This window comes from Devosia sp. LjRoot3, from assembly GCF_964252865.1.
In the GTDB taxonomy this organism is placed as follows: domain Bacteria; phylum Pseudomonadota; class Alphaproteobacteria; order Rhizobiales; family Devosiaceae; genus Devosia.
The window spans coordinates 380,507-407,220 of sequence record NZ_CAXUPK020000003.1; the positions used below are offsets into that span (position 1 = coordinate 380,507).

At 62.0% G+C, this 26,714-nt stretch carries 26 protein-coding genes; 10 read left to right on the forward strand and 16 right to left on the reverse strand.

Translation table 11 applies throughout. From position 1 onward, the window contains the following. From guaD to uraH, 10 genes are all read right to left on the reverse strand, one after another. A complete protein-coding gene (gene guaD, locus ACSQ2A_RS12895; RefSeq protein WP_436072562.1) occupies positions 1-1,302 on the reverse strand; it encodes a guanine deaminase in 1,302 nt (433 codons plus the stop codon). Continuing rightward, positions 1,299-2,525 (reverse strand): urate hydroxylase PuuD, encoded by a 1,227-nt coding sequence (locus ACSQ2A_RS12900; RefSeq protein WP_436072563.1) that lies wholly within the window; start codon positions 2,523-2,525, stop codon positions 1,299-1,301. The genes guaD and ACSQ2A_RS12900 overlap by 4 nt, the downstream gene beginning before the upstream one ends. Before the next feature lie 73 nt (positions 2,526-2,598). Beyond that, positions 2,599-3,684 carry a BMP family ABC transporter substrate-binding protein gene (locus ACSQ2A_RS12905; protein ID WP_436072564.1) on the reverse strand — a complete coding sequence of 362 codons (1,086 nt, stop codon included), beginning with the start codon at positions 3,682-3,684 and terminating at the stop codon, positions 2,599-2,601. Positions 3,685-3,739: 55 nt separating this feature from the next. Beyond that, a complete protein-coding gene (locus ACSQ2A_RS12910; protein ID WP_295409477.1) occupies positions 3,740-4,660 on the reverse strand; it encodes an ABC transporter permease in 921 nt (306 codons plus the stop codon). Beyond that, positions 4,660-5,745 (reverse strand): ABC transporter permease, encoded by a 1,086-nt coding sequence (locus tag ACSQ2A_RS12915; protein ID WP_295409480.1) that lies wholly within the window; start codon positions 5,743-5,745, stop codon positions 4,660-4,662. Before ACSQ2A_RS12915 ends, ACSQ2A_RS12910 begins: the two co-directional genes overlap by 1 nt. Beyond that, positions 5,742-7,259, reverse strand: a complete 1,518-nt coding sequence (locus ACSQ2A_RS12920) for an ABC transporter ATP-binding protein (protein ID WP_436072827.1) — start codon at positions 7,257-7,259, stop codon at positions 5,742-5,744. The genes ACSQ2A_RS12915 and ACSQ2A_RS12920 overlap by 4 nt, the downstream gene beginning before the upstream one ends. A 1-nt stretch (position 7,260) precedes the next feature. Then, complete coding sequence (xdhC, locus tag ACSQ2A_RS12925; protein WP_436072565.1) at positions 7,261-8,121, reverse strand: xanthine dehydrogenase accessory protein XdhC; 861 nt, start codon at positions 8,119-8,121, stop codon at positions 7,261-7,263. 190 nt (positions 8,122-8,311) lie between these two features. After that, on the reverse strand, positions 8,312-10,642 hold the full coding sequence (gene xdhB, locus ACSQ2A_RS12930; protein ID WP_436072566.1) for a xanthine dehydrogenase molybdopterin binding subunit: 2,331 nt from the start codon (positions 10,640-10,642) through the stop codon (positions 8,312-8,314). Further along, positions 10,642-12,108, reverse strand: a complete 1,467-nt coding sequence (gene xdhA / locus ACSQ2A_RS12935; RefSeq protein WP_436072567.1) for a xanthine dehydrogenase small subunit — start codon at positions 12,106-12,108, stop codon at positions 10,642-10,644. The genes xdhB and xdhA overlap by 1 nt, the downstream gene beginning before the upstream one ends. A gap of 3 nt (positions 12,109-12,111) precedes the next feature. Next, positions 12,112-12,465 carry a hydroxyisourate hydrolase gene (uraH, locus tag ACSQ2A_RS12940; protein ID WP_436072568.1) on the reverse strand — a complete coding sequence of 118 codons (354 nt, stop codon included), beginning with the start codon at positions 12,463-12,465 and terminating at the stop codon, positions 12,112-12,114. A 155-nt stretch (positions 12,466-12,620) separates the two neighbouring features. Between uraH and ACSQ2A_RS12945 the strand changes: the two genes are divergently transcribed. Together ACSQ2A_RS12945 and puuE are read left to right on the forward strand one after the other, a co-directional pair. Next, complete coding sequence (locus ACSQ2A_RS12945; protein WP_436072569.1) at positions 12,621-13,604, forward strand: LysR family transcriptional regulator; 984 nt, start codon at positions 12,621-12,623, stop codon at positions 13,602-13,604. 167 nt (positions 13,605-13,771) lie between these two features. Next, complete coding sequence (puuE, locus tag ACSQ2A_RS12950) at positions 13,772-15,190, forward strand: allantoinase PuuE (RefSeq protein ID WP_436072570.1); 1,419 nt, start codon at positions 13,772-13,774, stop codon at positions 15,188-15,190. A gap of 59 nt (positions 15,191-15,249) precedes the next feature. On the opposite strand, the gene ACSQ2A_RS12955 is transcribed toward puuE, so the two are convergent. Together ACSQ2A_RS12955 and ACSQ2A_RS12960 are read right to left on the reverse strand one after the other, a co-directional pair. After that, positions 15,250-15,612: a VOC family protein gene (locus tag ACSQ2A_RS12955; protein ID WP_436072571.1), complete on the reverse strand. Its 363-nt coding sequence runs from the start codon at positions 15,610-15,612 to the stop codon at positions 15,250-15,252. Next, positions 15,609-16,067, reverse strand: a complete 459-nt coding sequence (locus ACSQ2A_RS12960) for an SRPBCC domain-containing protein (RefSeq protein WP_436072572.1) — start codon at positions 16,065-16,067, stop codon at positions 15,609-15,611. Before ACSQ2A_RS12960 ends, ACSQ2A_RS12955 begins: the two co-directional genes overlap by 4 nt. Before the next feature lie 50 nt (positions 16,068-16,117). Between ACSQ2A_RS12960 and ACSQ2A_RS12965 the strand changes: the two genes are divergently transcribed. The 5 genes from ACSQ2A_RS12965 to ACSQ2A_RS12985 all read left to right on the forward strand — a co-directional run bounded on the left by ACSQ2A_RS12965 (position 16,118) and on the right by ACSQ2A_RS12985 (position 19,314). Further along, positions 16,118-16,447 (forward strand): ArsR/SmtB family transcription factor, encoded by a 330-nt coding sequence (locus ACSQ2A_RS12965; RefSeq protein ID WP_436072573.1) that lies wholly within the window; start codon positions 16,118-16,120, stop codon positions 16,445-16,447. Between the two features lie 76 nt (positions 16,448-16,523). Further along, positions 16,524-17,342: a bifunctional allantoicase/(S)-ureidoglycine aminohydrolase gene (locus ACSQ2A_RS12970; protein ID WP_436072574.1), complete on the forward strand. Its 819-nt coding sequence runs from the start codon at positions 16,524-16,526 to the stop codon at positions 17,340-17,342. Between the two features lie 2 nt (positions 17,343-17,344). Beyond that, entirely contained in the window at positions 17,345-17,854 is a 510-nt protein-coding gene (locus tag ACSQ2A_RS12975; RefSeq protein WP_436072575.1) for an ureidoglycolate lyase, read from the forward strand. A gap of 72 nt (positions 17,855-17,926) precedes the next feature. Continuing rightward, entirely contained in the window at positions 17,927-18,685 is a 759-nt protein-coding gene (locus ACSQ2A_RS12980) for an META domain-containing protein (protein ID WP_436072576.1), read from the forward strand. Next, positions 18,685-19,314 carry a nucleoside deaminase gene (locus ACSQ2A_RS12985; RefSeq protein ID WP_436072828.1) on the forward strand — a complete coding sequence of 210 codons (630 nt, stop codon included), beginning with the start codon at positions 18,685-18,687 and terminating at the stop codon, positions 19,312-19,314. Before ACSQ2A_RS12980 ends, ACSQ2A_RS12985 begins: the two co-directional genes overlap by 1 nt. 123 nt (positions 19,315-19,437) lie before the next feature. Here ACSQ2A_RS12985 and ACSQ2A_RS12990 read toward each other — a convergent pair whose 3' ends face one another. Then, positions 19,438-19,584 carry a hypothetical protein gene (locus tag ACSQ2A_RS12990; RefSeq protein ID WP_295409508.1) on the reverse strand — a complete coding sequence of 49 codons (147 nt, stop codon included), beginning with the start codon at positions 19,582-19,584 and terminating at the stop codon, positions 19,438-19,440. Positions 19,585-19,807: 223 nt separating this feature from the next. Between ACSQ2A_RS12990 and otsB the strand changes: the two genes are divergently transcribed. The 3 genes from otsB (at position 19,808) to ACSQ2A_RS13005 (ending at position 23,056) form a co-directional block, all read left to right on the forward strand. Further along, entirely contained in the window at positions 19,808-20,593 is a 786-nt protein-coding gene (otsB, locus tag ACSQ2A_RS12995) for a trehalose-phosphatase (RefSeq protein ID WP_295409510.1), read from the forward strand. A gap of 89 nt (positions 20,594-20,682) precedes the next feature. Then, positions 20,683-22,098, forward strand: a complete 1,416-nt coding sequence (locus tag ACSQ2A_RS13000; protein WP_295409512.1) for an alpha,alpha-trehalose-phosphate synthase (UDP-forming) — start codon at positions 20,683-20,685, stop codon at positions 22,096-22,098. A 103-nt stretch (positions 22,099-22,201) separates the two neighbouring features. Continuing rightward, on the forward strand, positions 22,202-23,056 hold the full coding sequence (locus ACSQ2A_RS13005; RefSeq protein WP_436072577.1) for an intradiol ring-cleavage dioxygenase: 855 nt from the start codon (positions 22,202-22,204) through the stop codon (positions 23,054-23,056). A gap of 42 nt (positions 23,057-23,098) precedes the next feature. On the opposite strand, the gene ACSQ2A_RS13010 is transcribed toward ACSQ2A_RS13005, so the two are convergent. The 3 genes from ACSQ2A_RS13010 to ACSQ2A_RS13020 form a co-directional block, all read right to left on the reverse strand. Further along, positions 23,099-24,559, reverse strand: a complete 1,461-nt coding sequence (locus ACSQ2A_RS13010) for a DEAD/DEAH box helicase (RefSeq protein WP_436072578.1) — start codon at positions 24,557-24,559, stop codon at positions 23,099-23,101. A gap of 430 nt (positions 24,560-24,989) precedes the next feature. Then, positions 24,990-25,781, reverse strand: coding sequence for a molybdopterin-dependent oxidoreductase (locus ACSQ2A_RS13015; RefSeq protein ID WP_436072579.1), 792 nt, complete (start codon positions 25,779-25,781; stop codon positions 24,990-24,992). Then, entirely contained in the window at positions 25,778-26,626 is an 849-nt protein-coding gene (locus ACSQ2A_RS13020; protein ID WP_436072580.1) for a cytochrome b/b6 domain-containing protein, read from the reverse strand. The genes ACSQ2A_RS13015 and ACSQ2A_RS13020 overlap by 4 nt, the downstream gene beginning before the upstream one ends. Positions 26,627-26,714 lie beyond the last annotated feature (88 nt).

The window sequence follows — 26,714 nt, forward strand, 5'->3', positions numbered from 1 at the left end:
TCACAACCCGCCTAAAGTTGACTTCGCCCTTGCGCCAGCAACATAGACCTCGGCAATGGCGCGGTCGTCGCCAAGCGTCTGCAGAAGGAACAATTCCTCGACCAGCGTCTCGACTGTTGCCATGCGCATCCGCATGGTCGGCGTCGCCCGCGCATCGAGCACGACGAGGTCCGCAGCCCGCCCCGGCGCCACGCTGCCGATCGTACCGGCCAGCCCCAGCGCCTCGGCATTGCCGCGCGTCGCGAGATGGAACGAAGCCAGCGGATTGAAGCGCTGGCCGCGCAATTGCAGCACCTTAAAGGCCTCATCCATGGTTTTGAGCATGGAGAAACTGGTGCCCGCGCCAATATCGGTCGCAAGCCCGATCCGCACCCCGTGCTTCACCATCCGGTCGCGATCAAACAGCCCCGAACCGAGAAAGAGGTTCGACGTCGGGCAAAACACCGCCACGGCCCCGGCATTGGCAATCGCCGCCGTCTCTCGATGATTGAGATGAATGGAATGACCGAGCAGCGTCCGTTCGGTCAGCAGGCCGTAGTGCTCATAAATGCCCGTATAGTCCGGGGCATCCGGATAGAGCTCCATGGAATAGGAAATCTCGGCGTCATTTTCGCTGAGATGCGTCTGCACATGGCAATCGCCATGCTCTGATACCAGCGCCTGCGCCATTTCCATCTGCTCAGGCGTCGAGGTGATCGCGAACCGGGGCGAGATGGCATAGAGCCCCCTGCCCCTTTTGTGCCAGCGGGCGATCAGCGCCTTGGTATCGTCATAGCTCGATTGCGCCGTATCCAGCAGGTCTTCGGGCGCATTGCGATCCATCATCACCTTGCCGCCGACCATCAGCATATTGCGCCGCTGCGCCTCGGCAAAGAAGGCGTCGACAGAGCGCGGATGGCTCGAACAATAGGCGACAGCCGTGGTCGTTCCATGCCGGATCAGCGCATCATAGAAATCGACGGCCACGGCATCGGCATGTCCTTGCTGGGAAAACTTCTGCTCTTCAACGAAGGTGTAAGTATTGAGCCATTCGAGCAGCGACCCGGCATAGGAGGCCATCATCTGGCTCTGCACATAGTGCAGGTGCATATCGATGAAGCCGGCCATGATCAGGTTCGGCCGATGGTCGATGACCACGGCACCAGTTCTATCCGCCACGGCGAAATCACCGACGGCGACGATGACGCCATCCTCGATGCTGACCGCGCCATCCTCTAGGTACAGATAGCTTTCGCTATCCTCGATGCTTTCGGGCGCGCGCGAAAAACTCAACACGCGACCACGAAGAATGGTCCGGCTCATGAGCGCGAACCCTCGCGGAACCACTCGACCAGCAGCGCCCGCTCGTCCGCCGTCATTTCGGTGACATTGCCCGGCGGCATGGCATGGGCATAGCCCGCCTGCATGGCAATATCCTTGGCATGGTTGGCGATGGCCACATCATTGTCGAGAATGACATTCTTCGGCGCCTCGAACACACCTGGCCAAGCCGGCTCCGCCGTATGGCACATGGCGCAACGCGTCTGCACGGTCAGGCTCGCCGACGCAAAGTGCTCCGTCGCCATAAACCGCTCGCCCGTCGCGCTGGCCAGTGTCTCGGTATCAAGACCCGGCAGCTTCGGCGCAGTCGATAGCCATGCGATCACCAGAAACAGGATAACCGCCACGCCCCAGGTCCAGTGCGGATTGCCCTTCCTTGCATGGCGCGTGTTGAAATAGTGCCGGATGACCACGCCAACGAGGAAGATCAGTGAGGCAATGATCCAGTTCCACTGCGTGGCAAAGGCCAGCGGATAGTGGGACGAGAGCATGAAGAAAATGACGGGCAGCGTCAGGTAGTTGTTATGCAGCGAGCGCTGCTTGGCGATCTTGCCATATTTGGCGTCGGGCACCTTGCCCGCCTTGAGATCGCCCACCACGATCTTCTGGTTGGGTATGATGATCATGGCCACGTTCGCCGCCATGATGGTCGCGGTAAACGCGCCCATATGCAGCATGGCCGCGCGCCCGGTGAAAAGCTGCGTATAGCCCCAGCTCGCCGCCACCAGGATAGCGAACAACACCAGCATCAGCCCGGTCGTCGATTGCCCAATAGGCGACTTGCAGAGCGCATCATAAAGCACCCAGCCCAGCACGATCGACCCGATCGAAAGCAGGATCGCACCCCAGCTCGGAATGTCGAGCACATTGCGATCAACGAGATAGAGATCGGCGCCAACATAATAGATCAGCGCCAGCAGCATCGCGCCGCTCATCCAGGTCCAATAGCTTTCCCATTTGAACCAGGTCAGGTGCTCCGGAAGAAATTCCGGCGCCACCAGATATTTGTTGATGTGATAAAACCCGCCGCCATGCACCTGCCATTCCTCGCCATGGGCGAGCGACGGCAGGCTCGGCGTCTTGCGCAGCCCAAGGTCGAGCGCAATGAAATAGAACGAAGAACCGATCCAGGCGATAGCCGTGATCACGTGCAACCAGCGCACCGCGAACATCAGCCACTCGTAGAAAATTGCCAGATCGCCCATCGCCCCGTCCTCTTCAGTCGTGAAAAAGGGGCGGGCGTGAGCCCGCCCCCAAATGTCAGAATTCCAGCCGCAATCAGGCGGGCGGAATGACGCCTTCGACATACCAATCCATGCTGAGGAGTTCGGCATCGGTCATGGTCACGCCAGCGGCAACGCGCTCGGTGCCGGTGTGATCCTTGATCGGGCCGGTGAAGATGTGGACCGAACCATCGATCTGGCCGGTGCGCATGGCTTCAGCCGCGGTAACGACATCGGCCGGAACCTTCGCATTGTACGGGCCCATCTGGACCACGTCTTCCTTGAGACCTTCCCAGGTATCGCCCGGAACCCAGGTACCTTCGATCACGGCCTTGGCCGAAGCCAGGTAGTGCGGGCCCCAGTGGTCGATGATGGCGGTGAGCTGGGTATCGGGAGCAAAGGCGCTCATGTCGGCACCCTGGCCGAAACCACCCACGATGCCGCGTTCGGCGGCAACCTGAAGGGCGGCCGGACCGTCGGTGTGCTGGGCAACGATATCGATGCCCTGGTCGATCATGGCGCGGGCAGCGTCAGCTTCCTTGGCCGGGTCGTTCCAGGTCGAGATGTAGACCGGAGTGATCGTGAATTCGGGGTTCACTTGGCGCGCTGCGAGCACGAAGGAGTTGATGCCCATCACCACTTCCGGGATCGGGAAGGAGCCGATGTAGCCAGCCTTGGCGGTCTTGGACATGTGACCGGCAATCACGCCGCAAACGGCGCGGCCTTCGTAGAAGCGGGCATTGTAGAGGCCCACATTGTCGGCCTTCATGTAGCCGGTGGCGTGCTCGAAGGCGACATCCGGGAATTCCGGCGCGACCTTGATCACCGAGTCACCGAAACCGAAGCTCGTTGCGAAGATCAGCTTGCAGCCCTGCTGGGCCAGTTCGCGCACGACGCGTTCGCAGTCCGGACCTTCCGGCACGTTTTCGACGAACATGGTCTCAACCGCGTCGCCAAGGTTTTCCTCGACGTAGAGGCGGCCCTGATTGTGGGCATAGTTGTAGCCGTTGTCGTTGATCGAACCGACATAGATGAAGCCGATCTTGAGCTTTTCGGCCTGGCCGAAAGCGGTGCCGCCAAGCAGCGGCAAGGTCATGGCAGCGCCGCCGACCTTGATAAATCCACGACGGGATAGAGTCATATTTGTTTCTCCTGACTGACGTTCCGATTGCATGAGGCGGTCATTGGACGCCGCCTCAATTGCTGGGCATGAACGGCTTGCCGAGGCAGGCCGGAGCATTGGTAGAAGCATCGCGCCGGAGCGAAATCAGCACCAGCACGGCGATAGTGGCGATATAGGGCAAGGCCGCCCAAAGTTCGGACGGAATGGCCGAAAGCGGGCCGCCGCCAGCCTTGGCATAAAGCTCCATGGTCATCACGAGACCAAAGAGATAGGCGCCGCCAAGCAGGCGGAACGGCCGCCACGAGGCAAAGACCACAAGCGCCACGGCGATCCAGCCGCGCCCCGCCGTCATGCCCTCGGCCCATTGGGGCGTGAGTGTCAACGGGAAGCAGGCCCCGGCGACGCCAGCCATGGCACCGCCGAACATCACGGCAAAATAGCGCACCTGGATCACCGAATAACCGATCGAATGCGCCGACAGGTCATTCTCACCCACAGCACGCAGGATCAGCCCCGCGCGGGTCTTCTTGAGGAAGAACCAGATGGCAAAGACCATGAAAAGCGCGAAATAGGCCGGAAACGAATAGCCGAAAAGCACGCGCAGAACAGGATGCGTGGCGAGATCTGGGAAAATCGGCGACATCAACGCCACCGGCCGTGCCGAATAGGACGCGCCAGCCAGCGCCGAAAAGCCGGTACCGAAGATCGTGAGCGCCAGGCCGGTCGCCGTTTGGTTGGCCGACAGCGACAGTGTCAAAAAGCCAAAAATCAGCGACGCCGCCATGCCGGCCGCCGCACCGCACAGCAGCGCGAGGTAGTGATTGCCGGTATGGAACTGCACCACGAAGCCTGCAATCGCACCGAGCAGCATCATGCCCTCGACGCCGAGATTGAGCACGCCCGAGCGTTCGACAACCAGTTCGCCCAGCGCTGCAATCAGGATGGGGGTCGAGGCGCCGACAACGGTCACGAGAATTGCGATCGTCAGGTCCATCATGCGGCTCCCGCGCTGGCTTCAGGGCTGATGCGGCGGATGCGATAGCGCACCAGAATATCGCCGGCGAGCAGCAGGAAGAGCATCATCGCCTGGAAAATGCCGGTGGCTTCGTCGGGGAGGCCAATAGTGGTCTGCGCCACCTGCCCGCCGACGAAAGTGATGGCGAGCACCACACCAGCAACAATCACGCCCAGCGGGTTAAGCCGTCCGAGGAAGGCCACGATAATTGCCGTGAAGCCGTAATTGGTCGGAAAGCCGGGCACCATGCGCTGGAACGGTCCCGCCACTTCCAGCATACCCGCAAGACCTGCGAGCCCACCGCTGACCAGCATGGCCAGCCAGATCGTCTTGTTCTCGGAAAAGCCGCCATAGCGCGCCGCATGCGGCGCCGCACCAACCACGCGCATGCGATAGCCGAACACCGTCTTGCTCATCACGAACCAGGCAATCAGCGCCACGATCACGGCAATCGGCACACCCAGATGCACAATGGTGCCGGGAATGATGTTGGGCAGGCGCGCTGCCTCGGAGAAGAGGCGCGATTGCGGAAAGCCGATACCCATCGGATCCTTCCACGGACCGCGGATGAGGTAGTAGATCAGCTGCACCGACGCATAGGTCAGCATCAGGCTGGTCAGGATTTCGTTGACGTTGAGCCGGGTCTTGAGAAAGGCCGGAATGGAGGCATAGGCCATGCCGCCCAGCATACCGGCGATAGCCATGAGCGGCAGGATCCACCAGCCCGACATGCCCCAGGTAAGAAGCGCAATGCTGGTCGCCGCCAGGGCGCCGATGATGTACTGCCCCTCGGCGCCGATATTCCAGACATTAGCGCGATAGGCGACCGACAGGCCCGTGCCGATAATGATCAGCGGTGCCGCCTTGATCCCAAGGTCCTGCCACTTGTAGGGATTGGTCAGGGGCGTGAAGAAGATTTCCTGCACAGCCCGGAGGCCGTTGTAGCCAATGGCCGAAAACAGCAGGCATCCCAGGATCATGGTCAGCACAACGGCCGCGACCGGGGTGCCATAGAGCATCAGCTTGGAGGGTTCTGGACGCTTTTCAAGCCGGAAGCGCATCATGCGGTCTCCATCGAACCGTGTACGCCGCCCATCAGCAGCCCAATTTCTTCCACGCTGAATTCCTTCACCGGCCGGGCCGCGCTGAGGCGCCCCATATTGATGACCGCCAGCGTATCGCAAAGCGCGCGCAGCTCGTCGAGGTCCTGGCTGATGACGACTATGGCCGAACCCGCTGCCGCCAGATCAACCAGCGCCTGATGAATAGCCGCTGCAGCGCCTGCATCAACACCCCAGGTCGGCTGGCTCACCACAAGCACAGTCGGCTTCTGCAGGATTTCGCGGCCCATAATGTATTTCTGGAGGTTCCCGCCTGAAAGCGAACCCGCCGTCGAAGCCGGCCCCAGCGCCTTGACGGCAAAATCGGCAATCACCTTGCCCGTATAGGTCTTGGCCGCACCCGAATTGATCAGCCCCAGCACCACCATGCCGAGCCGGTCGCGCGCTGTCAGCACCGAATTGTCCGAGAGCGAAAAATCGCCCACCGCAGCGTGGCCATTGCGCTCTTCCGGCACCGCGCAAAGCCCCCTACGGCGCCGCTCGGTCGTGTTCATCAGGCCAATGCCAAACCCATCGATAGTGATTGCCTCGCGGTCATCGCCGATAAGTTCGCCCGAGAGCGCATCAAGCAATGCATTCTGGCCGTTGCCGGCGACACCCGCGACACCGAGGATTTCACCGGCCCGCACGGTAAAGCTGACATTGTCGACGGCCACATCGAAGTGCCCGGTCTTGAGAGTCGAAAGCTTGTTCACCACCAGCTTGGGCGGCCCAAACGTCCGGCCCTCGGCCTTCACGATATCCTTCAGCCCCGTGCCGATCATCTTCTCGGCCATGGAGCGGCTCGTCTCCTGCTTAGGATCGCAGGTATCGACCAGCTTGCCCCCGCGCAGAATGGTCGCCGTATCGCACAAGGCTTTGATTTCATGCAGCTTGTGCGAGATGTAGAGGATCGAACAGCCTTCGGCCGCGAGCTTGCGCAGGACCGTGAAAAGCTGCTCCACTTCCTGCGGCGTCAGCACCGAAGTCGGCTCATCCATGATCAGCAGCTGCGGATTGAGCAACAAGGCACGCACGATCTCGATGCGCTGCCGCTCGCCGACCGATAGCGTCGCCACGGTCCGATGTGGATCGAGCGCTAGGCCATAAGTCTCCATGACTTCGCGAATACGGCTTTCAAGCTCGCGCGACGGGATTTTCGCATCCATGCCCAGCGCGATGTTCTCAAGCACCGTCAGCGCTTCAAACAGCGAGAAATGCTGGAACACCATGCCGATGCCGAGTTTTCGCGCCGCCTTGGGATTGGCCACCACGACAGGCTCGCCATTCCAGCGGATTTCGCCGGCATCAGGCTGCATGATGCCGTAGATCATTTTGACGAGGGTGGATTTTCCGGCGCCGTTTTCGCCGAGGAGCGCGTGGATTTCGCCGGGTTTTACCGCAAATGACACATGGTCATTGGCCAGAACGCCGGGGAATTGCTTGGTAATGCCGGTCAGTTCGAGCCGATTGGGCATATCAAAATCCACTCGCCACCCCCTGTTTCCCGGGGGTGGGCGTGCGCCCGTTCGATGCTTCCCGTCCCCCAATCTGGACCATAACTTCAGCCGCGGCTAGTACTGCAATAACCGATGGTCGTTTATCCCCAAGCCCTTGCGCCCCAATAGGTAACACCAGCCGCTGCAAAAGCGCCTTGTCACCCCCCTGCTCCACGAACCAGCTCGCAAACTTGGCGCGCTTCGTCTTCGAGCCAACCATGCCGACATAGGGGCTGTCGAGCCGGTTCAGCGCCTCGGCCGCAATCAGGAAATCGAGCGCGTGATCATGCGTCATGATCACAAAGGCACTGCCCTTCGGCGCCGACCGCACCACGGCCTCCGGCATGGCAACACGCCGATGCGCAATTCCCGGCGGCAGTTGATCCAGCTCATCCTGCCGCGTATCGATGACTTCCATGCGCACCGGCAGCAGCGCCAGCATCTGGGCCAAGACCCGCCCCACATGTCCCGCGCCAAACACATAAACCTGCGGCGTCGAAGCAATCTCGACCTCAAGCCGCGCGGCATAGTCCCGGCGAATGACGGCGTCCGCATAGCGCAGCTCGACCTTCACCCGCCCGCCGCAACATTGCCCGATCTCCGGCCCCAGCGGCACATCCATGGCCTCTTCTGCGCGCCCCTCGGCAATCAACCGCCGCGCGTGGTCGATGACCATATATTCGAGCGCCCCACCCCCAATGGTCCCGAAAATAGCCCCCAGCGCCACAAGCATAAACGTGCCCTCCTCGCGCGGCGAGGAGCCGCGAACGGAGGTGAGTTCGCAGGCAATGACATCGGAGTTGGCGGCAAGGAAGGTTTCGAGAGTGGCGGAGGTGGTCATTTTGCCAACATCCTTCCCACCATCCGCCGCGTCATTCCCGCGAAAGCGGGAATCTCACGGCGCCAAAGGAGATCGCGCGAATCACGCGGTGACAATTTCGAAGTTGGACGGAGACGACGCCAAAAACTCGATGCGGCACCTCCCCCTAGATGGGGGAGGCTGGGAGTGGGTGGGGCCACGCGCGCCAGCTTCACCCCCTCGCCTCCTTCTTCAGCCGCTCGACACCCATAAGCACCCGCTCCGGCGTCACCGGCATATCCAGCTGCGGCGCGATCCGATAATCCGCCACACTCGCCACCGCCATGCCCAGTGCCTCAGGCACACTCATCGCCAGCATGAACGGCGGCTCACCCACCGCCTTCGACCGCCCGATCGTCGGCTCCCTGTTCACCGACCACTCCGCCAGTTTCACATTGAAAACCGGCGGCACATCGCTCGCGAGCGGGATCTTGTAGGTCGACGGCGCATGCGTCCGCAGTTGCCCCTTGGCATCCCAGACCAGCTCTTCCGTCGTCAGCCACCCCATGCCCTGCACAAAGGCGCCTTCAACCTGGCCCAGATCGATAGCCGGGTTCAGCGATTTACCCACGTCATGCAGAATATCCACGCGATCAACGGTGTACTCGCCCGTCAGCGTATCGATGGTCACCTCGCTCACCGAAGCGCCATAGGCAAAGTAGTAGAACGGATGCCCCTGCCCCGTAGCGCGGTTCCAGTGAATCTTCGGCGTCTTGTAAAAGCCAGCCGCGGAAAGCTGCACCCGGTTCATATAGGCCGAGGCCGCCAGTTCAGCGAAACCAACAAACTTCGGCCCCGCCTGAATACCGCCCTGCACCCACTCGCAGGCGCTTTCTTCGACCTGATGGAGCTTGGCCGCATGAGCCACCAGCCGCTCCTTGATCTGCCGGCAGGCGTCATACGCCGCCATGCCATTGAGATCGGAGCCCGACGACGCGGCCGTAGCCGACGTATTCGGCACCTTGCCCGTGGACGTCGCCATGATCTTGACCGTGTCGAGGTTCACCCCGAACGCATCGGCCACCACCTGCGCCACCTTGATATAGAGCCCCTGCCCCATCTCGGTGCCGCCATGGGAAAGATGGATCGACCCGTCCTTGTAGACATGCACCAGTGCGCCTGCCTGATTGTACCAGGTCGCCGTGAAGGAGATGCCGAATTTCACCGGCGTCAGCGAAATCCCCTTCTTGAGCACCGCACTGGTTTTGTTGAACTCAACAATCGCCTTGCGCCGCGCCTGATAATCCGACGAGGCCTCCAGCTCATCCACCACCCGGTGAATGATATTGTCCTCCACCACCTGATGATACGGCGTCACATTGTCGGTATCGGTGCCATAAAAATTGGCCCTGCGGATATCGAGCGGGTCCTTGCCCAGTGCATAGGCAATATCCTCGATCCAGCGTTCCGCCCCCACCATGCCCTGCGGCCCACCAAAACCTCGGAAGGCCGTATTGGACACGGTATTGGTGTAAAGCGGCTCCGACCGTGCCCGCACATTGGGATACCAATAGGCATTATCGCAGTGGAACAGCGCACGATCCGTCACCGGCCCTGAAAGGTCAGCCGAAAACCCGCCCCGCGCCGCGTAGACAGCATCCACCGCATGGATTTTGCCGGTCTCGTCATAGCCGACATCATAATCGACCACAAAATCGTGCCGCTTGCCCGTCGCGCTCATGTCGTCGTCGCGATCCGGCCTGATCTTGCAGGCCCGATTCCACTTCTTGGCCGCCAGCGCCGCCACCACGGCAAAGAGATTGCCCTGCGTTTCCTTTCCGCCAAACCCACCACCCATGCGGCGCACATTCACAGTCACCGCATTCTGCCGAATGCCCAGCGCATGCGCGACAATCAACTGCACCTCGGTTGGGTGCTGGGTCGAGGAATTGACGACAACGTCCTCGTCCTCGCCGGGGATCGCCAGCGCGATCTGCCCCTCAAGATAAAAGTGGTCCTGCCCGCCAATGGCGATCGCACCCTTGGCCCGCCGCGGCGCTCCCGCCAAACCAGCCTTCACATCGCCTCGCTCCAGTTTCAGCGGCGGCGTCACCAGCTTGCCGCCAGCCGCCTGGGCCGAGCGCACATCGGTGAAATAGGAAAGGTCCTTGTATTCGATCTTCGCCAGATGCGCCGCTCGCCGCGCCTGATCGCGCGTTTCGGCGACCACGGCAAACAGCGGCTGCCCCCAAAAATGGGTGACACCCTGCGCGAACAGCGGCTCGTCATGCACATGCGCCGAACTGATATCCAGCTCCCCCGGCACGTCGTCATTGGTCAGCACCCCAATGACCCCCGGCGCCTTCAGCACCTCCGAAAAATCCATGCCGACGATCTCGGCATGCGGCTTGGTCGAGAGCCCCAGATAGGCGTGCATTGTGCCCACCGGCTCGGCCATATCGTCGATATATTCGGCCGTACCCGTCACATGCTTGGGGCCGCTATCGTGCCGCGTATTGGTATGCAGCACCGCCAGATTGATGGGAGCCTGATGCTTGTTCATCACGCCACCTCCCTCTTGAGCCGCTCACCCTGCCCCGACGTCTCGAGGAAAAACCGCTTGAGCAGGTTCTGCGCAGTAAGAAGCCGATATTTCGCCGAGGCACGCATATCGCTGATCGGCTGATAATCCCCAGCAAAGGCCGGCAGCGCCGCCTCCACCGTCTCCATTGTCCACGGCTTGCCCACCAGCGCCGCCTCGACTGCCTTGGCCCGCTTCGGCGTCGCCGCCATGCCACCAAAGGCAATCCGCGCCATGCCGACCACACCGGCATCATTGACGAACACCCGGAACGCCCCACACAGCGCCGAAATGTCTTCCTCGCGGCGCTTGGAAATCTTGTAGGTCGCAAACTTCTCGCCAGCCGGCAGCAGCGGCAGCGTCACGCTCTCGACAAACTCGCCCGGCTGCCGGTCCTGCTTGCCATAAGCGACGAAATAATCCTCCAGCTTGATCTCGCGCCGATGCTCGCCCCGCCGCAGATGCAGCTTTGCCCCCAGCGCGATAAACGGCGGCGGCGTGTCGCCAATAGGCGAACCATTGGCGATGTTCCCGCCAATTGTCCCCATATTGCGGATCTGCTCACCGGCAATGCGGTTCCAGAGCTCACCCAGCTGCGGAAAATTCGCTTGAATAACCGGCAGCGCTTCCGAATAGGAAACCCCGGCATAGAACCGAACTTCGCTAGCATTCTCGGCAATGCGCTTCAGTTCCTGCAGATGACCGATAAAGATCGCCGGCCCGATATTGCGCATGAATTTCGTCACCCACAGCCCGACATCGGTCGAGCCGGCAACAATCCGCGCATTCGGATTGGCTTCATAAACGGCAGCGAAATCATCCAGGTTCGCCGGAACGATGATCTGCTTGTCACCATCTCCGATGACAACCCGCCGCCCATCGTTGAACGCCTTGATCTTTTCCTTCACGGCAATGCGTTCGGCCCAGAGCACATCACCTTGCGGCTGGCCATAAGTCCCCATGGACCCGCCCGCCCGAATGATCGGCGCATAACCGGTGCAGCGGCAAAGGTTCCCCTGCAACGCCTTCTCGATCGCCGGCCGCGTCGGACTGGGATTGCGCATCCACAGCCCATAAAGGCTCATGACAAAGCCCGGCGTGCAGAACCCGCACTGCGACCCATGGTGATCGACCATGGCCTGCTGCACCGGATGCAGCGCGCCATTCTCGCCGCGCAAATGCTCGATGGTCACGACATGCGTGCCATGGAGGCTCCCGACGAAGCGGATACATGCCGTCACCGAGTCATAAATGATCTCGTCGCCAAAGAGCCGCCCCACGAGCACCGTGCAGGCCCCGCAGTCGCCCTCGGCGCAGCCTTCCTTCGAGCCGCGCAGACGCCGCTCTAGCCGTAGCCAATCGAGCAGCGTCAGATCAGGCGCGACATCGGTTAGGGAAATCTCTTCGCCATTGAGGAGGAACCGAATGGCGTTCGCAACCTCAACCATGGCTCAGCTCCCCCGATAGGTGGAGTAGGCGAAAGGGCTCACCAGCAGCGGCACGTGATAGTGCTTGTCCTCCGAAATCGTAAAACGGATCGGCACCACATCGAGGAACGGCGTCTCAATCTCGACCCCGATGCGCTCAAAATACTGTCCGACATGGAAGCGGATTTCGAACTCGCCCTGCTGAAACTGGTCACCCGCCAGCAGCGGCTGATCCACCCGTCCGTCGGCATTGGTATAGCTGTCGCCCAGGTGATGCGTGTGGTCGCCATGCACGAAGTGCAGTTCCAAGCGCATACCGCGCGCCGGCTTGCCCGCCATCGTGTCGAGAACGTGAGTGGTAAGGCGTCCACCGGCCATATGCTGCTCCTATGCACGCCGTCCGAACGTGGGGCCGTTTCGGTTCGGCATGCGCAATTCGTTTCCCCTGACAGCACCATAGAACCCTGAATCTGCTCTTGATACTCTCAAATTGGAAGCACTATGCTGCCGAAACGGCAACAGCAAGTCCCACCATGACCGACAAGAGCCCAACCGCCGACCGCCCCCGCGAACACGCGCTTTCCGCCAGCCTTCTAGCCCGCGTCTTCCACCAGCCCTCGCTGCTCTATTTCAACGCCGTCGCCACCCACCTCTCCATCCGCGAAGCCGCCCGCCGCCTCAACGTCGCCTCCTCCGCCGTGACCCGCCAGGTCGCCCAGCTCGAAGACGCCCTCGGCATCACCCTCTTCCTCCGCGACAAGCGCCGCATGCGCCTCTCCCCCGCTGGAGAAATCCTCTTCCGCCATTCGCGCCGCCTGACCGCCCCCATGGAAGCCGCCGTCTCCGAAATCGAACTTTTGCGCGGCGTCCGCGCCGGCGTCGTTCGCATTGGCACGGTGGAAAGCGTCGGCCTCTCCTTCCTGCCCCGCCTCATCAGCGACTTCGGCCAGCGCTATCCGCGCCTGACCATCGATGTGTCGATCGTCTCCTCCAGCGAAGTCGTCGAACGCCTCGTCGAAGAGCGCGTCGACATCGGCTTTGGCTTCATCGCCAAGCCGCCGCGTCAGGTCGACGTCGCCTTCCGCCGCGACGTGCATATCGGCGCCATCATGACGCCCGACCACCCGCTGGCATCCGCGCAAAACCTCACCATGGACCAGTGCCTCGACCACGCGCTCGCCGTGGCGCGCCCGGAAATCTCCATCCGCGAGGTGATCGAACCCTTCCTCCGCCGCTCCGGCGCCATGCTGCCGCCCATGGTGGAAGTCAATTCCATCCGCATGCTGGTCGAACTGGCTCTTGGCGGCCACTATCTCTCGATCATGACCCCCATCGGCGCCCAAAACGAAATCGCCGACGGCAAGCTGATCTTCAAACCGCTCAACGATGGCGCCCTGCCAACCAACCGCTTCGGCATCCTCGTCCGCGCCGGCACGTCGCTCCATCTGGCCCCAGCCATCTTCTTCGATCACGCCAAGGGTTACTTCGAAGAGCTGCAACTACCCGGCGCAATTTGATTCCCTACACCCACACCCACCGTGTCATTCCCGCGCAAGCGGGAATCTCTGTTTCGTGCAGCGGGATTCCCGCTTGCGCGGGAATGACATCGCTGGCGTGACGACTAGCGCAACTCTCTCACATGGAGTTACGCTACATCCGTTTTACGACCACCCACGAGTCCCCGATGAACCGCTACCCCCGTGACATGCAAGGCTATGGCCGCAATATTCCCAATGCGAACTGGCCGGGCGGTGCCCATGTGGCGGTGCAATTCGTGCTCAATTACGAAGAGGGCGGCGAGAACAATGTCCTCCACGGCGACGCCGCCTCCGAGGCCTTCCTCGTCGACGTGCTCGGCGCCGCCCCCTGGCCCGGCCAACGCCACGCGAACGTGGAGAGCATGTACGAATACGGCGCCCGCGCCGGCTTCTGGCGCTTGCATCGCCTTTTCACCGAGGCAAACCTGCCCGTCACCATTTACGGCGTCGCCACCGCCCTGATGCGCGCACCCGAACAGCTCGCCGCTATGCAGGAGGCCGGCTGGGAAATCGCCTCCCACGGCTACAAGTGGGTCCAGCACAAGGACATGCCGCCCGAAGAAGAGCGCTCCCAGATTGCCGAAGCCATCCGCATCCACACCCTGGCAACCGGCTCGCGCCCCCTCGGCTGGTACACCGGCCGCTCCTCGCTCAACACCGTCGACCTCGTCGCCGAGCAGGGCGGTTTCGCATATATTTCAGACACCTACGACGACGACCTGCCCTATTGGAAAGTCATCCACGGCAAGCCGCAGTTGATCATCCCCTATTCCCTCTCGACCAATGACATGCGCTTCGTCACCGGTCCGGGCTTCGACAATGGCGAGGAATATTTCCAGTTCCTCAAGGACACCTTCGACTGCCTCTACGCCGAAGGCCAGGCCGGCAGCCCCAAGATGATGTCCCTCGGCCTCCACTGCCGCCTCGTCGGCCAACCGGGCCGCTTCCAGGGCCTCAAGAAGTTCGTGGATTACATCAGGACTTTCGACAAAGTCTGGGTTCCGACTCGTCTCGACATCGCTCGCCACTGGGCCGAGCAGCACCCCTATGTGGCACCGGAAGTCATCCCCAGCCACCTCGACCGCGCCGACTTCGTCACCCGCTACGGCTCCATCTTCGAACATTCCCATTGGATCGCCGAACGCGCCTGGGACGGTGAACTGGCTCCCGCCAACGACACCGCCGTCGGCCTTCACTTTGCACTGCGCACCCAGTTCCGCGCCGCCACGCCGGAGGAGCGCCTCGCCGTCCTCCGCGCCCACCCCGACCTTGCCGGCAAACTCGCCGCCGCCAAGCGCCTGACTGCCGACTCCACCGCCGAGCAAGCCTCCGCCGGCCTCGACGCCCTGACCGACGCCGAGCGCGAGAAATTCACCGCGCTCAACACTGCCTATGTTCAAAAATTCGGCTTCCCCTTCATCATCGCCGTCCGCGACAACACCAAGGCCAGCATCCTCAAAACCTTCGAGAAGCGCGTCTCCAACACGGCCGAAGAAGAATTCGCAACGGCCTGCGCCCAGGTCGAGCGCATCGCCCTGTTGAGGCTCAAGGCACTCCTGCCCTGAGCCGCCACATTGCCGATTGTCGCACCACTTCGGAGTGACAATCGGCGATCTGCCGTCCCTCAGGCCTTCGTTTGCTTCAACAGGTGCACGATGCCTGCGGGGTTAAAGAACCAACCACCCCGAAACGTATCGCTATTGGGCAATGGCTCGATCCCATCATTGCGCGTCACGCCTGCCGCTTCCAACGTCGCGGCCGCTTCGTCAAAGCTTGGAGTGACGAGTTCCAACCACAGCTCGGCTTGCGACATCTGGGGCACATTGTCGATCCAGAGCCGGTTCGGCCCATAGGCAAACGACACATCGCTACCGCCCTCAAGCTCGGGTAGTTTCAGAACGTCGCGATAGAACGCCACCACCGCTTCGTACTGATGCGCTGGCACTTTCATCGCGATATTGATGCCGCCGACGGCCGCACCCGTCATTTGTAAAAACCCTCGCGAAAGTGGATGCCGTATTCGAGCCACACGCGCATTGCCGCGAGCATGCCCGTCCACCCCTCGCAATTGCCATAAGATGCCTTCTGCCCGGCTTCGTTCTCGCGCCAGCCGGCCTCGTGGATACGCACCAGCGTGCGGCCATCCTCCAGCCCTTCGAAAGTCATCGTCACTGTAGTCTCGTAGTTCCCGGCCGGATCACCGTCCGGCGGCGCTTCCCAGCGCAGCACGATCTGCTTGTCTTTCACCACATCGACGACATGCACCGGAAAGGCACCCGGAAAGTCATGGAAATCCCACGTCACCGTCGCACCCTTTTCGAGCCGGCCCTCGGCGCCACCCGTCGTGAAATAATGCGACAGTTGCTTGGGGTCGATCACTGCCTCGAACACCTCGTGCACCGGCTTGGCGATGCGGCCACCCACCGTGAATTCATAGGCCATGCTGCTCTCCTCTGCTTGACGGCTCCAACGATATGTTATAAAAATATAACATGTCAACCGACGACGCAGACGACCTCATTTTCAGGGCCCTCAGCCACCGCATCCGTCGGCGCATGCTGGACGTGCTCAAGGCCGGCCCGGCTACGACCGGCACGCTTTGCGCCGCCTTTCCAGAGCTCGATCGTTGCACCGTCATGCAGCATCTCGGCGTATTGGAAGAAGCCGGCCTCGTCGTTGCCGAACGCCGCGGTCGCGAGCGCTGGAACCATCTCGATGCCCTGCCCGTCCATGCCATCCACGAACGCTGGATCGGCCCCTACGCCGCCTATGCGGTGAGCATGCTCAGCCGCTTGAAGCAGGAAATGGAACTCAGCGAATAAATCGGCCCCGGGTCTTGGCCTTCCCGGCCACATGGCTCTAGTCTCAAGCGGAATCGACCTGACCGAACTTGAGCCCATGGCAACGACCTACGCTTCCCCCATCGCCGGCCTGCCCTCGCAGATGGCCCTCCACACCGGCCGCGCCACTTTTAACGAGGCCTACGCGCTCATCCCCAACGGCGTCATGCGCGACATCGTCACCTCCTACCTGCCCCATTGGCGCGACACGCGAGCCTGGATCATCGCCCGCCCCCTCTCGGGTTTTGCCGAGACCTTTTCGCAATATATCGTCGAAGTTTTTGCCGGCGGCGGCAGCGAACGTCCGGAACAGAACCCCGAGGCCGAAGGCGTCATCTTTGTCGTCGCCGGTCAGATCAATCTGACAATCGCTGGCGAGCACCACATCCTGAAGGAAGGCGGCTATGCGTTCCTGCCCCCCGGCACGCACTGGAGCCTCGTCAACCGTACGACGTCTTCCGCCCGCTTCCATTGGGTGCGCAAGCGCTACGAAGTGGTCGAGGGCATAGAAATCCCGCCCGCCTTCGTCACCAACGAGCAGAACGAACCCATCCGCTGGATGCCCGGCACAAAGGATACTTGGGGTACGACGCGCTTCGTCGAGCCCACCGATCTCCGTCACGACATGCACGTCAACATCGTCACGCTCGAACCCGGCGCGGTCATTCCCTTCGAGGAAACCCACGTCATGGAGCACGGCCTCTATGTGCTCGAGGGCAAGGCGGTCTACCGCCTCAATCGCGATTGGGTCGAAGTCGAACCCGGTGATTTCATGTGGCTGCGCGCCTTCTGCCCCCAGGCCTGCTATGCCGGTCCCGAGCGCTTCCGCTACCTGCTCTACAAGGACGTCAACCGCCACGCCAAGCTGCCGTTCTAACCATGAGCGACCGCACGATCTACATCGAGCCGCTGACCCCAGACGCCTTCGCCCCCTTCGGCCAGGTGATCCAAACCAATGGCGCGCATCACTATCCGATCAATGCCGGCAAGACCGAGCGTTTCCATGACCTCGCCAAGGTAGAGCTGGGCGGCGTTCACGCCCGCCCGCTTATCTCCATCTTCCGCGGCCAGCCCTATACCCTGCCGCTCAGCCTGACCCTTGTCGAGCGCCACCCCCTCGGCAGCCAGGCCTTCTACCCAATCGGCGATGCCCATTGGCTTGTTATCGTCGCCGAGGACCACAGCGGCACCCCGACAAAAATCCGCGCCTTCCTTCCCGGCCCCGGCCAGGGCGTCAACATCGCCATGAACACCTGGCACGGCGTTCTCACCACGCTCGACAAGGAAGCCGACTTCCTGGTTGTCGATCGCGGCGGCGACGGCAACAATCTCGAAGAATTCCCCCTCGACCCGCCCTTCCTCGTCACCCATCGCGAACGAGGTGCTTAACCGCTTCGGCGGCTTTGCCTCGCCAGGCAAGGCAGGCTGGTTTACGTTTGAGGCGCAACAGGGAGGACTGCCATGCTGAACCGGCTCCTGACACTCATGCTAACAATCATGCTCTTCGCCGGCGCCGCCAGCGCCCAAGACCTGACACTGACCGGCGATGTCTTCTATCGCGAGCGCATGGCCCTGCCGCCCGGTGCCACCCTGCATGTAGGCCTCGTGGCTCTGCCCGGCGGGCAATCCGTCGTCGGTGCCGGCGCGCCGATCCCCGCCAGCGGCCAGGTACCTCTGCAATTCTCACTCGCCGTTCGCAGCGATGTCGCAAAATCCAGCGGCACTTTCGGCCTCGTCGCTGAAATCCGTGTTGGCGGCGCCGCGATGTGGCGCAACGAGGTGGCTGTGCCCGTCGACCTGGCAGCCCCCGCCCCGGTCTCCATCCTCGTCACCCGCACCCGCAACGAACCCGCTCCGCCCGAACCGGAGCCCGAGATCGACCAGACGCTGGTCAATACCGCCTGGCAGGTCACCAGCATCAGCGGCAGCCCGATCGTCGGCGATCGGCCATTGACGCTCAGCATTGCGCCGGACCTTCGCGTCAACGGCCACGCCGGCTGCAACAACTACTTCACCCAGGCCACCATAGAGGGCGCCAAGCTGCAATTCGCCCTTGCCGCTTCAACGCGCATGGCTTGCCTGCCCGATCTGATGACGCAGGAAAGCGCCTTCTTCGCCGCCCTTGCCGCCGTCAGCAGCTATGAAATCTCGGAAGATAGCCTGCGCCTTCTCGATGCGGCCGCAGTGCCGCTGATCGGTCTCGTTCGGGTCAAGGAGTGATCCATTTGGATACTGCCGACTTCGTCTCGCGCCTGCTCGACGTCATCGAGCACGACATCGTTCCCATGACGGCGCGTGGCGTCGCCCAAGGCAACAAGCTCTTCGGCGCCGCCATATTGCGAAAGTCGGACCTGTCGGTGGTCGTCGCCGAGACCAATAACGAGACGGAAAACCCGCTCTGGCACGGCGAAATGCACGCCATAAAGCGCTTCTTCGAACTGCCTGAAGACCAGCGTCCAGCAACCAAGGACTGCGTCTTCCTGACCTCGCACGAGCCGTGCTCGCTCTGCCTCTCCGGCATCACCTGGTCAGGCTTCGATAATTTCTACTATCTCTTCACCTACGAAGACAGCCGCGACAGCTTTGGCATCCCTTACGACATCCAGATCCTGCAGGCGGTCTACGCCGTGCCCGATCCTGATCGCAGCGCCGTCCCTCCGAACCGCCCGCTCTACAATCGCACCAATGCCTTCTTCAAAAGCCGGGGCTTGCAGGAAATGGTAGCGGGCCTCGACCGGGACCATCGCGAAAACCTACTCGCGCGCCTCGACGATATCAGCGCCGCCTATGCCGATCTCTCGGCCGTCTATCAGCGCGACAAGGGCAACAAGGGCATCCCGCTCGCCTGAAACTTGCGCAGCGATTTCAGCGGACGCCTCGCAGCGCCCGCCACGACTTGCGCCGTTTTCGGCATGGGCAGCACGACGCGCCACAGGCTCAAAGTGAGCCGTTCACGATCCGAAAGCCCTGCCTTATTCATGAATGCCGGCCTGGGTTGGAGCACTTTCTACCGGCATTTCAGCAAAGGATGCCGCGAGCGTGATGAAGCTCAATGCTGCGACGAACAGCGCCGATAGCAGCATTTGAGCCTGAGCGGGTTTGGACAGAAGCGGACGCATTTGATGTTGTTTTCCCTCAACTTTTCGCCCTCGCGTTTGACGCAGGACGTATTGTAGCAACGTTGGAACAAGCGATATCGCTCCACGGCTGAATGGGTCACGAATGCGTGATTAATGTTTCGTTCATATTCCCGCCGCGTGCATGGCAGGCATGTGGCGCGAACCTTTTCCGCTCCCTGACGTTCCCTTGCATGACCCCCGAAGTGCCATGTGAGGAATTCCGATGAACCCTATGCTTCTCGAAACCGGCGCCAAGGTCCCTGCGCTCGCCCTGTTCACCGACTTCGACGGCACTTTGGTGGAGATCGCCGAGACGCCGGACTCGATCCACGTCCCCAATGATCTCGCCGAACAGATCAACCGCATCACCCGCGAATTCGACAACGCCTTCGCCGTCATCACCGGCCGCGAAATCTCCGACATCGACCGCTTCCTCGCCCCGCTGCATCTCCCCATAGCCGGTGCCCATGGCTCGCAACGCCGTCGCGCCGATGGTTCGATGGAAGAAGTCGACGAAGACCTGATCGTCGGCGCCGAAGAAATCGCCCGGGCCATCGAGCCACTCGCCATGGCCCATCCCGAACTGCTGATCGAGCCCAAGCCCGGCACCGTGGCCCTCCACTATCGCCAGGCGCCGGAACTGGCCGATGCCTGCCTGCGCGCCCTCGAAGAAGTGCTGACCGACCACCCGCAATATTCGCTGGTCGAAGGCAAAATGGTCTACGAGGCCCGCCCCATCGGCTTCGACAAGGGCGCAGCTCTCCGCGCCTTCATGCAGGAAGAACCCTTTGTCGGGCGCACGCCCATTTTCATCGGCGACGACGTCACCGACGAAGATGCCTTCCGCGCCGCGCAGGAATTGGGTGGCGTCGGCATCAAAATCGGGCCCGGAGAAACCGCCGCCCGCCTGCGCATCGCCGACGTCACCTCGGTTCGCGCCCTGATCGGTGGCCTTGGCGATCTCGTGCACCGCGAAGAGCCGGTACTCACCGAGACCACGGCGAACTGATTTTCGCCTGGCCGCATATCGACACGACCTCGGTCCGGGCGCTTCGCGCCCGGCCTCATATTGATTTTTATACAGGGGGCCCGTCTGCCATGAGCCGCATCGTCATCGTTTCCAATCGCACACCCGGAAAAGGCCCTGCCGCCGGCGGCCTCGCCGTAGCGCTGAAGAAGGTGCTGGGTGAACGCGAAGGCTTCTGGTTCGGCTGGTCCGGCAAGCTCACCGAAAGCCCCGAGAGCAAGCCGCGCTTCGAAGACATCGACGGCCTGCAAATTGCCCAGATCGACCTCTCCCCCGACGATCACCGCGCCTATTATTCCGGCTTTTCCAACTCCATCCTCTGGCCGAGCTTCCACCTCCGGCTCGATCTCGCCACCATAGAAAGCCACTGGTACGAGGGCTATCGCCGCGTCAACGCCCAGTTCGCCAAGGCCCTGATGCCGCTCCTCAAGCCCGATGACGTCATCTGGGTGCACGACTATCACCTGATCCCGCTGGCCAGCGAATTGCGCGCCCTTGGCGCGAAAAACCGGATCGGCTTTTATCTCCACATCCCCTTCCCCACCGCCGACGCACTCTACGCCATCCCCCACCATGGCGAACTGATGCGCGACACCTCGCGCTACGATCTCCTTGGCTTCCAGGCCAATCGCGACGTGGCCGCCTTCACCGATTTCGTCGAACATCAGGCGCCCTCGACCTTCGCCATCCAGCCCACCGAAGCCATCGATTTCTCCAACACGGAAATCGCCGCCTTCCCCATTGGCTCGGACCCCGAAGCCTTTTCCCGGCTGTCCACCAGCCCCGCCGCCAAGAAGATGATCCACCGCATGCACCGCGCCCTGGGCGACCAGGCCCTGATCCTCGGCGTCGACCGTCTCGATTATTCCAAAGGCCTGCCCCAGCGCGTGGAAGCCTATGAAAAACTCCTCGCCAATAACCAGCGCTTCCGCCGCAACGTGCATCTCTTGCAAGTCGCCCCGCCGTCGCGCGATACGATCAAGGAATATCAGGAGACCAGCGACGCACTCGACGCCATGTGCGGCCGCGTCATGGGACGCTTCGCCGAGCCCGATTGGGCGCCCCTCACCTATGTGAAGCGCGCCTATGGCCAGCCGAGCCTTGCCGGCCTCTATCGCCTCGCCCGCGTTGCCCTCGTGACGCCCCTCCGCGATGGCATGAACCTTGTCGCCCACGAATATGTGGGCGCACAGGATCCAGAAAATCCTGGCGTCCTCGTTCTGTCGCGCTTTGCCGGCGCCGCGGAAATTTTCCCCGACGCCCTCCAGGTCAATCCGTTCGACACCGACGAAACCGCCGAGGCCCTGCGCATGGCGCTGGACATGCCGCTTGAGGAGCGCCAGGCGCGCTGGAAAGGTCTCATGGCCGCCGCCGAAGCGCACAATGTCGACGATTGGGCCCTCAGCTTCCTCGAGCGCCTGTCCCCCGGCATCGGCGAAGCCGGCGCTGGTGCCCGCGACGTCATCTACATGGCCTCCGTGGCCTAGCCCCCCTAACCAAATGGTCATGCCACTAACCAAGGTGTAATGCCCGCCCCCGGGGGTTCTGCGTTATGGTCTTGCCAGCAAGCCAAACAGGGGAGTGGACACCATGCCCACATTGAACCGTCGTGACGCCTTCAAGGCCCTCGCCGTGACCGCCAGCGGCGGCCTCGTGATGAGCCAGAGCGCCTTTGCCCAGGAAGCTGGCGTCAGCGCCAGCCAGACTGCCGCCCTCCTGCAGGGCGCCGACGTCTGCGCCATCATTCCCGAGGTCACCGAAGGCCCCTACTATTTCGATCCCGCCCTTGAGCGTACGGACATCACCGAAGCTCGCCCCGGCATCCCCCTACGCATCCGCTTGCAGGTCGTCGACGCTGCATGCGCCGTCATCGAAGGCGCCCGCGTCGACATCTGGCACTGCGACGCCACCGGCGTTTATTCCGGCTATCCCGGCCAGGGGGACGATGGCTCCGTCGACACAACTGGCGAAACCTTCATGCGCGGCACCCAATTTGCCGACGCCAATGGCCTCGTCGAATTCGAAACCGTCTATCCAAGCTGGTATCGCGGCCGCACCACCCACATCCATTTCAAGGTCTTCATCGCCGAGAACGTCATCCTCACCGGGCAGATCTTCTTCCCCGATGCGCTCTCCGAATACATCTACCTCAATATCGCGCCCTACAATGACCGCGCCAGCACCCGCGACACGCTCAACTCCAATGACAGCATCGCGGCCCAATCCACCCGCGCGGCCTATGCCTTCATCAAGGAACTGGACGAAGAATACCTCGCCGCCATGATCATCGGCGTCGACCCCAGCGCCAGCTCGACCATCGGCTTTTCCATGGACGGCGGCGATCGCCCTGAACCACCGGAAGGTGGCGCGGGCGGCCCTCCGGGCGGCGGCGGCCCGAGCGGAACGGCGGATCGTTCGACGATGACACCGGCGGTACGGGACTAGCTCCAACAAAAAGGGCGGCCTCTCGGCCGCCCTTTGTTCTGATTAGCCTTCGCCGCGCCGATTGCGCGCAGCGGACTTTTTCGCCGCTGTTGTCCAACGCGGTTTTTCCTTGAGACCATCGGCGCGCGGGGGCTTCACCGAGCGCGCCGGAGCCAGCGGATTGCGGGCATCACGGGCAGGGCCAGCACTCGCTTCCCGCACAGCGTTGGCATCGCGGGGAGCGCCGCCCTTGCCACGCTCGCCACCCGGGCGCGGCGTGTTGAATTTGCGCTGGCTCGGCTTGGGATTACGCGCAGTGCGCTGACCGCCCGGGGCACCCGCGTTGTTGCGCGGGGCCCGCGGCGCCGAAGCCGTCGCTTCCTCAACCATGTTGAGATCGCCCGAGAGCGGCAGCGTCCGGCGGATCAGCTTTTCAACGTCGCGCAGCTTGGAACGTTCGGTGCCGTCGCACAGCGTGATGGCAATGCCTTCAGCGCCATTGCGACCGGTACGACCAATGCGGTGCACATAGTTTTCCGGATCGTCCGGCAGATCATAGTTCACCACGTGAGTGATACCCGGCACGTCGATGCCGCGCGCCGCGATATCGGTCGCAACAAGAATGCGCACGCTACCGCTGGAAAAGCCCTTGAGGGCCGCCTGGCGAGCGTTCTGGCTCTTGTTGCCGTGGATGGCTGCAGCGTCGTGGCCGTCGATGGCGAGGTTCTTCGCAACGCGATCAGCGCCATGCTTGGTGCGAGCGAAAACGATGACCCGCTCCATGCCTTCCTTCTCGTCGCCGAGAAGGCCATTGAGCACGCCGCGCTTGGCCTTCGAACCGGAGAGGATGACGCGCTGGTCGATCTTCACGACGGTCGAGCCCTGCGGCGCCGCCTCGACCTTCACCGGATCCTTGAGCAGGCCCTTGGCGAGGTCTTCGACTTCCGCGGCCATGGTGGCCGAGAACAGCATGGTCTGGCGGCGCAGGCCGATGGCCTTGGCAATCGCCTTCACCGGGGCAATGAAGCCCATGTCGAGCATGCGGTCTGCCTCGTCGAGCACCAGCCAGCGCGTCTCGTTGAGACGGATCTTGTTGTCGTCGAGCAGGTCCTTGAGACGGCCGGGGGTCGCAACGACAACGTCCACACCCTTGGCGATCTTCTGCACCTGATGGTAGCGCGACACACCGCCCAGAACGAGCACGGTATCGAGCTTGAACTTGCTGCCGGCAAACTTGCGGATGTTTTCTTCGATCTGCACGGCCAGTTCGCGCGTCGGCGCCAGGATCAGCGCGCGCGTCGTCATCGGCCGCGGGCGGCCGGTCAGTTCGCCGATACCGGCGAGGATCGGCAGGCCAAAGGCAGCCGTCTTGCCCGAGCCGGTCTGGGCAATGCCCAGCACGTCCCGGCCTTCCAGCAGCTTCGGAATGGCCTGGCTCTGGATCTTGGTTGGGGTCTCGAACCCTGCAGCCTTGAGGCTGTTGATCAGGTTTTCAGGAAGTCCGAGACTGGAAAAATCGGTCAAATCTTGATCTTTCATGATGCGCAAAAGCTGCGCGGGCGCTCTGCAAAGCGCAGGCGCCAGGAACAAAAATTGCAATCGGGCGATAGGAGGTATCGCGCGGGTGCTGGCTCAAACCCGGAGCACTTTGCTATCCGGGATGACTTCGCCGCTCACCGCTTGAGTAAGAAGAGAAGCCCGTTAGCGGCCCTATTGACCGCAACGCTGCGCCCCATATGGGGGAAATAGCCCCAAAAGGCAAGTGTGGCAGGCGCATGGGAGGTGTGTGGGAGGCCCGTCGCCCCTGCCGATCCATCAAATCCACGGCGTCATTCCCGCGAAAGCGGGAATCCCTGTCTCCTGCACAATGAGATTCCCGCTTTCGCGGGAATGACACGGTGGGACTAGGAACGCTCAGAGCCTGTTAGGATGAGCAAGCCACGATTTCGCGGCTTCAAATCCCACCATACCAGTCATACCCGTTGTCTTCCCAATACCCGCCCTTCCCCCGCCCAAACGGGGTCAGGTCATCCACGAGCTCGATCGTGTGCAGATACTTTGGCTGTTTGTACCCCAGTGCCCGCTCGATCCGCAGCCGCACCGGCGCCCCATTGCTCACCGGCAAGACCTGGTCGTTGAGCCCGTAGGAAAGGATCGTCTGCGGATGATAGGCATCCACCAGATCCGAACTCTCATAGTAGAAAATGTCGCCCGACAGCGTCTTCTGGATATTGTCGAAGCAATGGTAGACGCAGAACCGCGCCCCCGGCTTCACCCCCGCCATATCGAGCACCGGCCCCAGCGCCGTCCCCGTCCACTTAGCAATGCAGCTCCAGCCCTCGACGCAATCGTGCCGCGTGATCTGGCTGCGCGCCGGCATGTTCCGCAGCTCATCGAGCGAGAATGACACCTCGCGCTCCACCATGCCCTTGATGGTCAGCTTGTAAGGCGCAAAATTCTGCGCCTTCAAAAACATATATTCCGGCGTCATCGGCTCGGTCGAACCATTGGGCTTCATGCCCTGTCGGATCTCGCTCGCCGAATATTCCCGCGCCAGCACTGAATCCCCGATCAGCGCCCTCTGCGCCCGATAGGTAAGAACATTGGCCTGCTCCAGCGCCTGCCGCACGGGATTGCCGCGCTGCCCCAGAAAATCGAACTGATTGCAGCCACTAAGCGCCAGGCTCGATCCCAGCGCCGCCGAGCCAATAAGAAGCTTCCGCCGATTGAGAATGATATTGCTCATGGCTTGTCTCCCGCCTCGGCCGGCGTACCCGGGCTAGTGCGGTACCAGCCCGTTACCATTGATCTCAATTCATTGAGCGGCCCCGCCAGCAGCACCATGACGATGTGCACAACGAAGAACAGCACCAGCAGCACCATCACCCCAAAGTGGATCGTGCGCGCCGTCTGCCGCCCGCCGAAAATATCCAGCAGCCACGGCCATGCCGCATCCATCCCCGGGCTCATAGTCAGTCCCGTCAGAATGATCAGCGGAAAAAGCACAAAGAAAACAGTAAAATAGCTCAGCTTCTGCAAGGGCGAATACCGCCGCCCATGATGCAGTTTCAGCCGCGCATGATCGAGCGCATCCTTCGGCAACCCGGAAATATCCGACCCTTTAGGCACGATATCGCGCCGCAAATGGCCGTTGATGAAGCTCGCCAGGAACCAAACGAACAGGGCGCCAACGAATACCCACCCAAAGAAGAAATGCACCACTCGTCCCGTCGCGAGATCACGGAACGAGGGAATAGTGACAGCCCCCGGAAAGCCCACATATTGCGGAGCTTCCGCCGTGCCGCTCATGCCGAGCACACCGGTCGTATCAAACGTCTGCCCGAAAACCGTCGTGCGCCCGCGCGGACCCTGGGGCGTATTCACCGCCCCGATCTCAAGCACCGCATTGTCGAACTCAAATCCCGACTGCTGCCCGATATAGAGCGCCGGATGAGCGTTAAAAATTTGCAGCCCCGACAGCAGCAGGAAGAACAGGCAGATCGCCCAGACCCAATGCGTCACTCGCGTCCACACCGATTGACGATAGATCAACGGCCCCTTGGCCAGCGGTGCTTTTTCTACATCTGTCATGAACGTCCCCTTGGCGGCACCATTCGCCCCGTTCACTAGCAACGGTAACGCACGGGACAAATGGCGGCCAACACTTGTTTGTGACTGC